Genomic DNA, 11,565 nt, shown 5'->3' on the forward strand with positions numbered 1-11,565 from the left:
TTCGGGGAGTTCGATGCGTCGCCTGGTGGTCGCAAGTGCCGTTTTTCTTGTCGCTTCGGCCGTGCCGGCTTTGGCAGCCGACCAGATGGTCGACGTGCCGATGACAGCGCCGGGCTTCGACTGGACGGGCTACTACGCCGGTCTGCAGGGCGGCTATGGCTGGGGCCGATCCGATATATCAACGACGGAAGGCGCGCCGTTTTCCATCACCCCCGATATTGATGGCGGCTTCGTCGGCGGCCATGTCGCCGGCCTGTGGCAGTTCGACCAGGCGGTGCTAGGCGCCGAGGCAGAGCTCAACTATTCGTCGATCGAAGGCACGACGGAATCGGGCCTGGGAAGCCCATTCGGGACCGACATCAAATGGTTCGGGTCGGTCAACGCCAAGGCCGGCTACGCCATGGATCGCCTGCTGGTCTACGGCATTGGCGGCGTCGCCTTTGCCGGCATCGAGACATCGCAAGTCGCGGGTCCGGCGTTCGCCAGCACGCGCACAAATGTCGGTTGGACCGTTGGTGCCGGCGTCGACTACGCATTGACCGACAAGTTCGTCGTCGGCGCGCAGTATCGCTACTATGATTTCGGCTCCGAGCACTACGACGTGGCGGAACCCTTCAACGATCGCGATCAGAACGTGAAGCTCAACACGGTCGGGATCAATTTGAGCTACAAGTTCTGAACCAGCCCACTGTTATCACCAAGCCGCCCGGGCCGCACGTCCGGCCAAGGCCAAATAACACGACTTGACGGCCTGTGTCTGGCGTCTGAAAAGGGCTGGCCTGCGGACGTGGCGGAATTGGTAGACGCAAGGGACTTAAAATCCCTCGATCTCTGATCGTACGGGTTCGATTCCCGTCGTCCGCACCAGATTGAATTCCAACGATTATCGCATTCTGCGGTGGTGGATGCCCAAGAAAATCATTCGTGGGAAGCTGTGCGGGTAGCCGGAGCGTGCGCAAGATTTGACTTTGAGCGGGAATCGGAGCTTGCCTTGAATCTGACCTGGCCCTGCCACGAAACTACACCAATGCAAGAGCTCTTGAATCTGCCGGCGCCGAGGTCACCGCCGAGAACGGCGGCGGCGCTGACTTGAGGCTGCGGAAGGATCGGGTATGATTGCCACGATGTTTCGATGGGGCGCGATCCTTGGCGTCATCGGCTTTATCGGCGGGTTCGTGGGGCCGATTGTCTTCACGCCCGAAGCAAACCAGGGCCCGCTGCTCGGCATCTTCATCACAGGTCCGCTGGGCTTCGTGCTCGGCCTGATTGTCGGGCTGGTGCTTTCACTTCAGCCGAGGCGTTACTGAAATCGTCAAGCACTTCAGTGCGATCGAATCCGCATGCAGCGTGCCTCGTCCTGGCGTTGATAATCAGGCACGCAGGTGAAGAACACCGGCCGGCGGTCGCGGCCCGACTCGCAAATAGCGATTCAATTAATTAGCGCGTGCTTAATCAGATCCGGAGGATTTTAACGAATCGTTGACCGCGCTGTCCCAGAATAGGACGGCGCGGTCAAACCCAACCGGACTGCGCAGGCGGCTCCGGCACTGAGCGCCCGCCGGACTGTCGGAGCCGCCACCTTACACTACAATATACCAGCAATGGTTGAATCAACCGTTACCGCACGTTCATTCGAGTGCGCGCCGCACCGAGGGGGCCGCCCTGCTTTCGGCGGCGCTTTGCTCTGGGACCGTTGCTTCGCGGGACAGGACTTAAGTCGCAGCTGAAAATGTTGTCGGAACCTTCCGCCCATTCCGCTGTTCTTGCAGCAGCTTTTTCGGGACGGAGGCGTCGCTTGCAAAACGTTACGGCAGAGCAGTCGCGAGCAGCACGAGCGCTCTTGAACTGGTCGCGCGCTCGACTTGGCGCGAAGTCCGATGTCAGCGAAGACACCATCCGCGAGTTTGAGAATGGCAACAGAATTCCCCGCAACGGCAACCTTACTCGCATTCGCCGAGCATTGGAGGCCGCCGGTGTTGTCTTCACCTCTGGATCGCCGTCGCTAAACTACCCATCTGGTGATGCGGTTTAGCATAGGCTGCTCAAGGAAATGGAGACGCCGTTGGCAGGTGCTCCTCGACCACAACAATTGAATTGAAAATTCGGTCAAGGAACGCGGCCTAGCGATTTGCGCGATCCTTCGCCATGACGTTGAAAAGTACAAAGCATGCCATCAGCGATACGAAAGCGCCTATGAGGTCGTCGCCGGCCAGCCCCGAATTGTAGACCAAAGCAAACGCCAATACGGACATTTTCCCTACCCGGGTTTCAAAGCCTCGATTGAGATTCAACTTTCACGCAGCGCTAATGTTCCACTGCAGCGGCCCTATCGCTGGAATGAAGACGACTGTGCCGAGCACAATGCGTTTGGCCGTTGCATGAAAAGTCATGTCCAAGCCCCTAAGGTTGCAGCCGGCGTTCTATGTCCGCAACCAGAAGCTGCATTGCTTCAAATCAAAATCATCGGCAGACTGACAAAACCGAATGAACGCGCGCCAGATGGCCGCGCGCAGGTGAAATTGAGAATCCCAGCTTCCGTTGCTTTTCTGCGGATGGGCCTGCGGCATTCCAACTCAATATATTTGAATGCCAAGGCGCTCACGCCTTCGCCACCTCACCACAGCTCGATAGCTGGCGTCATCTTCAGGCACTTGAAGGGTAAAACGGTCGGGAATTGTGATGCTGGGGTCAACCCGCAATTCCGCACCGTGAGCGTGTTGATTCCGAACGCAGCAATCGATCTTCGCATCGTCCGTGATGATGGTCGCATCCTTCAGGACAATCCCACGTGTGTGAGAGCGTCGCTCCATCGGCGGATCGGTTGGGGTCATCGCGTTTTCTTCCCGTAAATCAGCGGTGAACGGTCGATGAACTTCAACGCATGACTCGCAAAACCATGATTCAATCAGCTATCACTAAAATGGTTGCCAAAACGCAAAGCCGACGCCCTTCTCGGTTTGTCTGCTCGAGAAGACCTCCGGTGGCCGTCAGTTGGTCTGCTTTGGTGACGCTGTGGTCCAGCGCCCGATGCCTGCAGGGCGCCGGATCGCCGCCAAGGGTCAGGCGGGGATCGGGTTCAGCTTCAAGTGCTGAATCAGAATAATGGTCTTGGCGTCGATGATGCGGCCGTCGGCAATGCCGGCCAGCGCCTCGTCGAGCGGCATTTCCAGAACCTCGATGTCCTCGCCTTCGTCCGCCGCACCGCCGCCTGCCGAGATGCGGTCAGCGGGCGAATAACGGGCGATGAAGAACCAGAGCCGTTCGGTGACGCTGCCCGGGCTCATATAGGGCGAAAACAGCCGCTCCACATTCTGCAGCCGGTAGCCGAGTTCCTCCTCCGCTTCCTTGCGGATACAGGTTTCCGGATCGTTTTCGTCGAGCAGCCCGGCACAGGCCTCGATCAGCGGCTCGCGGTGACCGGTGACGTAGGCGGGATAACGGAACTGGCGCACCAGGAGCACGGTCGAGCGCGAGGGATCGTAAGGCAGGATCACCGCGCCGTCGCCGCGATCATAAGTCTGGCGCACCTGCGTCTCCCACTCCCTGTCACGCCGGCGGTAGTCGAGGACGGTCTTCTTCAGAACGGCCCAGTCGTCGGAGAGAATTTCCTCCGAACGGATGCGAACGCGATCTTCCATCATGATCTCCATGCTTTCGGGTCGAGGCCTAGCCGCGAACCAGCGTTTCGGCAATGCCCTCAGTGATTGGTCCAGAACCCGTTTCACCGCCTCGTGTCTGGCGTAGACGCGAACGGTTGCCTAAATAGCTGCTACCCCTCCCCGGAGCGCTTTTCATGACAATATCGCTTTTCCAGCCGATCACCCTCGACGGCCTTACCTTTCCCAATCGCATCGCTGTCGCGCCGATGTGCCAGTATTCGGCCGAAGACGGCTCGGCCGGCGACTGGCATCTCTACCATTGGATGAACCTTGCCATGTCCGGTGCCAGCATGGTCACCGTCGAGATGACCGATGTCGAGCGGCGCGGACGCATCACGCATGGCTGCCTCGGCCTCTATTCCGAAGACAATGAGGCAGCTGCCCGCCGGGCGCTCGACGCGGCAAGACGCGTCGCCGCTCCCGGCACGAAGTTCGGCTCCCAGCTTGCCCATGCCGGCCGCAAAGCCTCGAATCGCAAGCCGTGGGAGGGCGGCGGACCGCTGCAACCTGATGAAGACCCCTGGCAGACAGTCTCGGTCTCGGCCATCGCTTACGACACCGGCTGGAACGTGCCACGGGCGCTGGAGGACGAAGAGATCCTGCAGCTCATCGAACGCTTCGCAGACGCGGCAAGGCGCGCCGAACGCGCGGGCTTCGACTTCCTCGAACTGCATGCCGCGCATGGCTATCTGATCTTCCAGTTCCTGTCGCCATTGTCCAACCAACGCACCGATCGCTGGGGTGGCTCGCTTGAGAACCGCATGCGTCTTGTCGTCGAAATCGCCAAGGCGGTGCGGAACGCGACGCCAAAACTGATGCTGGGCGCGCGGCTTTCGGTGAAGGATTGGGTCGATGGCGGCTTCGACGTGGAGGATGCGATCGAAGTGGCGAAAGCACTCAAGGACGCTGGCGTCGCCTATCTCTGCTGCTCGAGTGGCGGCAATTCTCCGTTGCAGAAATTGCCCACCGGTCCCGGCTACCAGGTGCATCTGGCAGAGGCTGTGCGCAAGGCCGCCGGCATTCCCACCCGTGCAGTTGGCCTGATCGACGATCCGAAGCAGGCCGAAGCGATCGTTGCCGAAGGCCGCGCCGACATGGTGGCGCTGGCGCGCGCCTTCCTGGCCGATCCGCGCTGGGGGTGGCGTGCGGCGGCAACGTTCAGCGAGACAATCCACCCGGCGCCCCAGCTTGCGCGCTCAGTGACCACGATGCAGCACTGGATGAAGGCGGCGGGCTGACCGGCCCGTTCTGCCGACGCCAACCTGCACTCTACCCTGGACTGTTCGCCCCGCTTCAATTCTCGCCGCAAACTGTTACGGTCGGTGAGGCTGCGGCGGGCGCGGTCGGGCTTGGGAGGAAATCATGTCGTTGAGGGCATTCTTGCCGGTTGCAGCGCTGACCGTTGTGGCCGGACTTTGGATCGGCACATCGGCGCCGGCCGGCGGACAATATTGCGAGGGCACGGTGCACGGCCTTTCCGGTCGCTACAATCTGGCGACCGGCAGCGGCTTTCTCGCCGTGCGGACGCGGCCGAACTCGTCGTCGCGGATGGTCGGGCAGCTGTTCAATGGCGATCATACCGAGATCTTCGACCGACGCGGCAACTGGTATCAGGTCGAAATCGGCGGCCGGACCGGCTGGGCAAACGCACGCTGGCTGCGCAACGACTGTGGCTACTGAGACGCCGGTGCATGTCACCCAAAAGTGGATCCGGTTTTGGGATAGCGACATGCATCAAACGAAGACCTAAGGCGCGTCGCAAATGCGACGCGTCTTTTGGGCGCAGCCTGAAGGCCATTGTTGCAACCAAATTGACTGCTTTGCGTTGCGGCCATCATGGACGACAAACCTTTTGAAGTGCCGGTCGTCGTCGAACTTGGCCACGTCGGCAAATATCGCCATATCCGCAGCGCCAAGGAGGCGGCGGAATGCTTGATGACCGCGTGGCCGCTCAATCGCGGGCCGCGCCATCGTGATGCCCTCGACACTTGCCTCAAAGTGCTGGAAGGTTATCGTTCGACTGCGGATGCGCGCCGGGCGCTGATCGAAGCTGCCAAGGAATCGGAAGTTCTGGTGCCCGACGACAAACTGCCCGACGACCGGCTGCATTGAGCGGTCGGACCTTTCAACTGGAGGCTTTCATGGCGAAACTGACTTACAAGATCGTCGAGCATGACGGCGGCTGGGCCTACAAGGTCGGAGCGACCTTCTCGGAGACGTTTCCCACCCATCAGGACGCATTGCGCGCCGCCGAAATCGCTTCGGCCGAGCAACGGATCGCCGGAGCCACGGACGGCATCCAGTACGAGGATGCCGATGGCGAATGGCATGAGGAACTGGCCGACGGTCGGGATCGGCCGCAGACAGAGGTTTCCGATTAAGTCTACAGTCAATTTTTGGCTGCATTGAGCGGGACGCCAGCCGCAGACGTCCGGAGAGGAAACGTCCCGCAGCCAGCAGCCGCTACGTGGCCCTATTTGCCGCAGTACTGATCGTTGACGTTCTGCCCGGAATTAGCGTCTGGACCGGGCGTGTGATCGGCACATGGGCCAATCCCGCCGGTGTTGCCCAAAGTGTTCAACCCGGACCTATCTGCATTGATGCTGCCGGTGGTGTTGGTATCGACAGCCGTCCGATCTTGATTGCCGAACAACCACCAGCGATGGTTGGAATAGTTGCTGTCCGACGACTGCGCCATCGCCGATGTGGCGAGACCGATGGTCAGGACGGATGCTGCGAGAAGTTTTGTGTACATCGCTTTTACTCCTATCTTGGTCGCCTTGGAGCGACAGGATAAAAGCCAGCAGTCAGCCGAACGGTTCCTTGAAATTGTCGTGAAGCCGGTTTGATATCGAATCGGAGAACGCACGGGTCGCAAGGCGTTTGATGAAGGCAATGACCCGGTCCGGCTCGACGAATTGAGGCATGTGGCCGACGCCGTCGATCGATTCAAAATCAAGTCTTTCGATCCTGCTCCGCAATGGCTCGCCATGGGTACGGACATCGATGACGCGGTCGGCTGTTCCGAAAAGAATGCCGGCCGGCATGACGATTTCGCCATAGCGCCGCTCGATGCGACCGAGATCTTGCTCGACCGCGACGACATCGGACGACGTGGCGTAGAAATGGGCCGGCCTCAGCCCGAGCCAACCACCTCCGTCGACCATGTAGTCAGCAGAAAAAACCTGAGGCGCGAAGATGAATTCCATTGTCGGCCGCGCATATCGGAGACTTGTCGGTATCGCCATGGTGTAAGCCATGATCCAGCGCCGCAGACGCGAGGGAATGTAGAGCAAGCCGGACTTTTCGCGCATGCCGGCCTCCAGATGGGTCAATGGCGCCAAAAGCGCGATGCCGGAAATCGCCTCGGGGTGCTCCACGGCCAAGGTCAGCGCGACGGCGCCGCCCAGAGAGTGGCCGACCACCAGCGGCCTTTCCAACCCCAGGGCTTCAATGAAGCGTCGCACGATCTCGGCCTGTTCGGGCAGTCGACCCGTGGCGCCGCTCGCGCGCTCCGAATAGCCCGACCCCGGCCGATCGAGCGCGATCAACCGGTAGCCCGGGCCGAACCGCCCGAACAGAGTGTGCCGGAAATGATGGAGTTGAGCGCCAAGCCCGTGCACAAAGACGATCGGGCGCCCCCACCCTGGTCGACATAATGAATGCGGTTGCCGTCGATCTCGATGAATTTTCCGACCGGCGGCACCAGCCGTTCGGCTTTAGCCGCGATCCACAGCGTCGCCACCACCAAACTGGCGACCCACAGGATCGCTATCAGGAGCAGCGTGCCCAAAAGCCATGACAGAATCGGTAAGATCATCGTTCACCCGCACCTGAGCCCGCATGAGCTTAGCTGCCTGCGATCCAGGTGCAACCTTCCCTCGAACCGCGAGCGCGAAGGCCGCACACTTCGACGGTCGACTTCTGTGGCGCGGCACCCTGTCGGGCATGCAATGGATATCTCGGTTTATGGGTGCAGATTGTTCACTGTCCGGGCGGCATTGCGGCCGCCGCCGAGCCGCGCTATCTCAGGCCACCCGTCATGCCGGAGCCCTCCATGCCTGAAATCGTAACCGCCGCCATGCTGGTCATCGGCGATGAGATCCTGTCTGGCCGAACCAAGGACAAGAACATCGGCCATCTCGCCGATATCATGACGGCGATCGGCATCGACCTGAAGGAGGTGCGCATCGTCCCGGACGAGGAAGACGAGATCATTGCTGCGGTGAATGCCGTGCGCGCCCGTTACACTTACGTGTTCACCACCGGTGGCATTGGCCCGACGCATGACGACATCACGGCCGATTCCGTCTCCAAGGCTTTTGGCGTGCCTTGCGAATACGATGCCAAGGCCTATGCACTGCTGGCGGCAAGCTACGCCGCGCGCGGCATCGAGTACACGGAGGCCCGCAAACGCATGGCACGCATGCCACGCGGTGCCGATCTCATCGACAACCCGGTGTCCGTCGCACCCGGCTTCCGTATCGGCAACGTCCATGTCATGGCCGGTGTGCCGTCGATCTTCCAGGCCATGCTCGACAATGTCGTGCCGACGCTAAAGGCGGGTACGAAAATGCTGTCGGCAACCGTGCCCTGCCCATTCGGCGAAGGCCTAATCGGCGGACCGCTTGGCGATATCCAGAAAGCCCATCCAGACACGATCATCGGCTCCTACCCGAAATATGGCGACGGCAAGTTCTGGACCGAACTGGTCGTGCGTGCCCGCAGCCAGTCGGCCCTGGATGCCGCGTGTGCCGATGTCGAGGCAATGGTCACCGGGTTCGCAACCAATTCCGGTTGATCTGGTCCAGACCGGAACCAAGCACGACGCTGCAACGTTTCCTCCGCACGAGTTCGGTAGCTCGCAGATTGAGGGATCATCATGCGCTTCAAAACCATCGTCGCCATTCTGCAGAACGAGCAGGACGCGGAGCGCGTGCTCGACTGCGCCATTCCGCTCGCCACCCGGTTCCAGAGCCATCTGATCGGTATCCACGCCGAAACGCTTCCCGTGCCTTACACTTCGGCCACGGGCTTTCCGGACACGGAATTCCTGCAGGTTTCGGCCGACATGAATCGGGAGCGCGCTAAAAAACTGGAGGCGACTTTCCTCAAGCGTATCGAGGATTCCGGCCTGTCCTTCGAGTGGCGAAGCCTTGAGAGCTTTTCGGGCGACAGCGCGCTGACCGGCATTTCGAGCGTGCGCGCCGCCGATCTGATCATTGCAGCGCAGCGCGAAACGGGCGGTGACCCGAGCGCGGATGTCGATACGCTGGTCTATGATGCCGGCCGGCCGGTGCTGGTGGTGCCGCTTGGGGGGCCGCTGATCACCACCTTCAAACACGTGCTGCTCGCCTGGAACGGCAGCAAGGAGGCGGCGCGCGCCGCTTTCGACGCGCTGCCCTTCATCATCGAAGCCGAGAAGACCGACATATTGGTCATCGACCCGCCTGAAACGCTCGACGACAGCCCGGAGGCCGCCGGCGCCGAAATCGCGTCGGCGCTATCGCGCCACGGCGCCACCGTCAGTGTCTCGCTGCAACAGTCGGGCGGCAATTCGATCGACGACATCATCCAGACCAGGATCGCGGAGACCGGCGCCGATCTGCTGGTGCTCGGCGCCTACAGCCACTCCTGGCTGCGACAACTTCTGTTCGGCGGCGTGACCCGCAGTGTGCTGCGCACCGCGCCAGTGGCAGCCTTCCTGTCGCGTTGACGCATGTCGCGCAAAAATGGTCGCGGATTTTGAGACGATGACATGCAGACTTGAAGCGGATCGCATGAATCTGTTTTGATGCGACGCGTTTGAAGTCCACAGCGATCGCTCAGGCCTGCCCTTGCCAAGGCCCCTGCTCTTGCCAAGACCGCTGCTCTTGCCAAGACGGGGGCTTTCCAGCTAATTCCGCGCGCATTCCCCTGTTTCTTGCGCGCGATCCCCGCGTGCTGCGGAGTGCGCGACATGTCCCTTCCCGAAAAAGCCTTTCCGGTCTCCTGGGACCAGTTCCATCGTGACGCCCGCGCGCTCGCCTGGCGGCTTGCCAGCGCCAACAAGGGCCAATGGAAAGCGATCGTCTGCATCACCCGAGGCGGGCTGGTTCCCGCTGCGATCATCTCACGCGAACTCGGCATCCGGGTCATCGAGACGGTCTGCGTCGCCTCCTACCATGACTATACCAGTCAGGGGCAGATGCAGGTCCTCAAAGAGATTACACCGACCTTGCTCACCGAAGATGGTGCCGGCGTGCTGATCATCGACGACCTGACCGACACCGGGAAGACGGCGGGCATCGTGCGCGCGATGATGCCGAAGGCGCATTTCGCCACCGTCTATGCCAAGCCGAAAGGCCGGCCGCTGGTCGACACATTCATCACCGAAGTCAGCCAGGACACCTGGATCTATTTTCCATGGGACATGGGCTTCACCTACCAGAAGCCGATCGCCGACGACCACGCCGGCTGATTCGCAACAACCTGCCTGTTACAGATCGGCAGCTTGCACCGGGCGCTATTTGCTTTCGCAAACGGGCCCGGCGGGCCAGATATTTTGTGAAATCGACATCTATCGACGGAACTCAACCGGGCGAACGAAATTTTTTACTTTTATTGCCGACAATTAGCCGTAAGATTCGTGAGACGGCAAACGATTCCGGAGGCTGGGGCTAGCTTCTTCGATGTTGACGAGGCCAACGACGCATAATCATCTGGCCGAAAGGGTCCGACGGCTCTTCGGCACGGCCCCGTGCCGGCTGCAGGTTGCCGCCCTACCCTGGCGCGATACCGGAAACGGTGTCGAGATCATGCTGATCACCAGCCGCGACACCGGCCGCTGGGTATTGCCCAAGGGTTGGCCCGAGGCCAGGGAGCCGCTCTGCGAGGCGGCTGCGCGCGAGGCCGGCGAGGAAGCCGGACTGCGCGGGACTGTCTCTCATCTCGAAGCCGGCCGTTACTTCTACGCCAAGGTGCTGGCTTCCGGCGAAGAAGTGCCGTGCGAGGTCCTGGTGTTCCCGCTGCACGTCGACAAGGTCGCCGACCGCTGGAAGGAAAAAAACTCCCGCACCCGCAAATGGGTCAGTTCCAGCGAAGCGGTGCGCATGATCAACGAACCCGACCTTTGCCAGATCATCGCCTATTTCTGTGCCGACCCGCACAGCTTCCCCTGAAGGGACATTGAACGGCCACGGCGCCGCGCCTCAACGTGAATGCTTTGCTAAGGAATCAAGGATACGATTCGGCAGCTCTGGTATTTTTCATCGATGGCGAACCCTGCAAATCCGAACCAGTCCGGCCAGCCCCAGCGCGAGCATCGTCCGCGCGTGCTCAAGGGCGGGTCGATCATTACCGGAATTTCGAATTCGGAAGTCGGTTGCACGCTGCGCAATCAGCACGAAAGCGGCGCCGAACTGAAGATACCGCTCGAAGCCCGCGTTCCCGATCGCTTCCTTCTCTATGTGCCGCTCGACGGCATCGCCTATCGATGCGAGGTTCGCTGGCGGCACAACGACCGCCTCGGAGTGCAGTTCACCGGCACCGAGCCAAAACCCCGGCTTCACTACGGCTGATCCTGCCTGGACCTGGCGTGGCAAGCTTGGGCCTCAGCCCCGAGCCGCTGGCAATCGAACCACTGCCAATAGTGTGCGCCTTGCCGCATCCACGTTTCCCATTGGGCGGCAAATTGCGATCGCAGCGCCGGCTTTCTATCCCCGTTATCCACATGTGTGACACACAAGATGTTGGGGTCACAAAAGCTACGCAAACGAATCCTTGACGGCGCAAAACGAGTCGCCTTTTATAGGCCATGCGCTTCTGTTGAGAGTGCGACCGGAAAGTTCTGAGCCCGGTCTTTTTCCCGGATTATGTGCGTTTTTGCTCGCATTTCCGCCCGTTTACGAGGCCGGCGGAAGCGTTG

The 11,565-nt window shown here is 60.8% G+C and carries 17 protein-coding genes and 1 tRNA gene; 13 read left to right on the forward strand and 5 right to left on the reverse strand.

What is annotated here, in order from left to right:
• Positions 1-13 precede the first annotated feature (13 nt).
• The 4 genes from NKJ89_RS11980 to NKJ89_RS11995 all read left to right on the forward strand — a co-directional run bounded on the left by NKJ89_RS11980 (position 14) and on the right by NKJ89_RS11995 (position 2,032).
• Positions 14-679, forward strand: coding sequence for an outer membrane protein (locus NKJ89_RS11980; protein WP_352602567.1), 666 nt, complete (start codon positions 14-16; stop codon positions 677-679).
• A gap of 102 nt (positions 680-781) precedes the next feature.
• Positions 782-867 (forward strand) — tRNA-Leu (locus NKJ89_RS11985).
• A gap of 245 nt (positions 868-1,112) precedes the next feature.
• The gene (locus NKJ89_RS11990; protein ID WP_050589529.1) at positions 1,113-1,307 is read left to right on the forward strand and encodes a hypothetical protein; all 195 of its coding nucleotides are present in this window, start codon (positions 1,113-1,115) and stop codon (positions 1,305-1,307) included.
• 422 nt (positions 1,308-1,729) lie between these two features.
• Positions 1,730-2,032 (forward strand): helix-turn-helix domain-containing protein, encoded by a 303-nt coding sequence (locus NKJ89_RS11995; RefSeq protein WP_352602569.1) that lies wholly within the window; start codon positions 1,730-1,732, stop codon positions 2,030-2,032.
• Positions 2,033-2,573: 541 nt separating this feature from the next.
• Here NKJ89_RS11995 and NKJ89_RS12000 read toward each other — a convergent pair.
• Positions 2,574-2,831, reverse strand: a complete 258-nt coding sequence (locus NKJ89_RS12000; RefSeq protein WP_031260248.1) for a PilZ domain-containing protein — start codon at positions 2,829-2,831, stop codon at positions 2,574-2,576.
• 228 nt (positions 2,832-3,059) lie between these two features.
• Positions 3,060-3,638 carry an NUDIX domain-containing protein gene (locus NKJ89_RS12005; protein WP_352602571.1) on the reverse strand — a complete coding sequence of 193 codons (579 nt, stop codon included), beginning with the start codon at positions 3,636-3,638 and terminating at the stop codon, positions 3,060-3,062.
• A 155-nt stretch (positions 3,639-3,793) separates the two neighbouring features.
• Between NKJ89_RS12005 and NKJ89_RS12010 the strand changes: the two genes are divergently transcribed.
• From NKJ89_RS12010 to NKJ89_RS12025, 4 genes are all read left to right on the forward strand, one after another.
• On the forward strand, positions 3,794-4,897 hold the full coding sequence (locus NKJ89_RS12010; protein ID WP_352602573.1) for an NADH:flavin oxidoreductase/NADH oxidase: 1,104 nt from the start codon (positions 3,794-3,796) through the stop codon (positions 4,895-4,897).
• A gap of 124 nt (positions 4,898-5,021) precedes the next feature.
• A complete protein-coding gene (locus tag NKJ89_RS12015; RefSeq protein ID WP_023759463.1) occupies positions 5,022-5,339 on the forward strand; it encodes an SH3 domain-containing protein in 318 nt (105 codons plus the stop codon).
• 153 nt (positions 5,340-5,492) lie between these two features.
• On the forward strand, positions 5,493-5,771 hold the full coding sequence (locus NKJ89_RS12020; protein ID WP_352602776.1) for a DUF982 domain-containing protein: 279 nt from the start codon (positions 5,493-5,495) through the stop codon (positions 5,769-5,771).
• A gap of 29 nt (positions 5,772-5,800) precedes the next feature.
• Complete coding sequence (locus NKJ89_RS12025) at positions 5,801-6,040, forward strand: DUF2188 domain-containing protein (protein ID WP_023759465.1); 240 nt, start codon at positions 5,801-5,803, stop codon at positions 6,038-6,040.
• Positions 6,041-6,132: 92 nt separating this feature from the next.
• Here the strand turns inward: NKJ89_RS12025 and NKJ89_RS12030 are convergent, their stop codons facing one another.
• From NKJ89_RS12030 to NKJ89_RS12040, 3 genes are read right to left on the reverse strand one after another with little or no spacing between them, the layout of a single operon-like run.
• Complete coding sequence (locus NKJ89_RS12030) at positions 6,133-6,414, reverse strand: hypothetical protein (RefSeq protein WP_352602574.1); 282 nt, start codon at positions 6,412-6,414, stop codon at positions 6,133-6,135.
• A gap of 52 nt (positions 6,415-6,466) precedes the next feature.
• On the reverse strand, positions 6,467-7,282 hold the full coding sequence (locus tag NKJ89_RS12035) for an alpha/beta fold hydrolase (protein WP_352602576.1): 816 nt from the start codon (positions 7,280-7,282) through the stop codon (positions 6,467-6,469).
• Positions 7,207-7,479 carry a hypothetical protein gene (locus NKJ89_RS12040; RefSeq protein WP_352602578.1) on the reverse strand — a complete coding sequence of 91 codons (273 nt, stop codon included), beginning with the start codon at positions 7,477-7,479 and terminating at the stop codon, positions 7,207-7,209. The genes NKJ89_RS12035 and NKJ89_RS12040 overlap by 76 nt, the downstream gene beginning before the upstream one ends.
• Before the next feature lie 237 nt (positions 7,480-7,716).
• Here NKJ89_RS12040 and NKJ89_RS12045 point away from each other — a divergent pair, with 237 nt between their 5' ends.
• The 5 genes from NKJ89_RS12045 (at position 7,717) to NKJ89_RS12065 (ending at position 11,218) form a co-directional block, all read left to right on the forward strand.
• Positions 7,717-8,460: a competence/damage-inducible protein A gene (locus NKJ89_RS12045; protein ID WP_352602580.1), complete on the forward strand. Its 744-nt coding sequence runs from the start codon at positions 7,717-7,719 to the stop codon at positions 8,458-8,460.
• Positions 8,461-8,541: 81 nt separating this feature from the next.
• Positions 8,542-9,375, forward strand: a complete 834-nt coding sequence (locus tag NKJ89_RS12050) for a universal stress protein (protein ID WP_352602582.1) — start codon at positions 8,542-8,544, stop codon at positions 9,373-9,375.
• A 243-nt stretch (positions 9,376-9,618) separates the two neighbouring features.
• Positions 9,619-10,119 carry a xanthine phosphoribosyltransferase gene (gpt, locus tag NKJ89_RS12055; protein WP_352602584.1) on the forward strand — a complete coding sequence of 167 codons (501 nt, stop codon included), beginning with the start codon at positions 9,619-9,621 and terminating at the stop codon, positions 10,117-10,119.
• Between the two features lie 211 nt (positions 10,120-10,330).
• Positions 10,331-10,819, forward strand: a complete 489-nt coding sequence (locus NKJ89_RS12060; RefSeq protein WP_352602587.1) for an NUDIX hydrolase — start codon at positions 10,331-10,333, stop codon at positions 10,817-10,819.
• 93 nt (positions 10,820-10,912) lie between these two features.
• A complete protein-coding gene (locus NKJ89_RS12065) occupies positions 10,913-11,218 on the forward strand; it encodes a PilZ domain-containing protein (protein WP_352602589.1) in 306 nt (101 codons plus the stop codon).
• The last annotated feature ends 347 nt before the right edge of the window (positions 11,219-11,565 follow it).

Source organism: Mesorhizobium sp. M0047 (assembly GCF_040323315.1).
Lineage (GTDB): Bacteria > Pseudomonadota > Alphaproteobacteria > Rhizobiales > Rhizobiaceae > Mesorhizobium.